Origin of the sequence: Streptomyces sp. 13-12-16 (genome assembly GCF_002114215.1) — a bacterium.
Lineage (GTDB): Bacteria > Actinomycetota > Actinomycetes > Streptomycetales > Streptomycetaceae > Streptomyces.
The window spans coordinates 1-547 of record NZ_NCTE01000962.1 but is presented as its reverse complement, the minus strand read 5'-3'; the positions used below and the strand labels follow the sequence as shown (position 1 = coordinate 547).

At 78.4% G+C, this 547-nt stretch carries 1 pseudogene; it reads left to right on the top strand.

Annotated features, from left to right (window positions below):
- Positions 1-547: pseudogene (locus B7767_RS33045) on the top strand (molecular chaperone Hsp90); the annotation flags it as partial.

The following is a 547-nucleotide window of genomic DNA, read 5'->3' as shown; positions in this document are numbered from 1 at the left end:
GCACGGCGGGGTGCGCTGGTCGCTGGCCGAGGCGCGGGAACTCGCGGGCGACACCGCGCGGCACAGCCCCGGGCTCGGGGACGAGATCCGGCGGCGTGACGGGCACGTACCCCTGCTCCGGCTGCCGTTCCCCGCCGAGGGCACCGCGCCCGGCCCGTACGACACCGCCGTCATCCTCCCCCTGCGCGACGCCGCCGCCACCGACCTCACCGAGCGGCTGCTGAACGCCGTCGACGACGCCCTGCTGCTCGCCCTGCCGGGCCTGGAGGAGGTGGTCGTCGAGATCGGGGACGGGGAACCCCGGACGGTGAGCCGCCGCGACGAGGACGGTCTCACCGTCGTCGAGGACTCCAGGGGAGGCGCCACCCGCTGGCGCACCGCCGCCGCGCACGGTCCGCTCACCCCCGACCTGCTCGCCGACCGGCCCGTCGAGGAGCGGCTGCGCCCGTCCTGGTCGGTCACCTGGGCCGTCCCCGTGGACGCCGACGGCGGCCCCGCCCGGCCCCGCACCAGCCCCGTCGTGCACGCGCCCACCCCCAGCGACGAG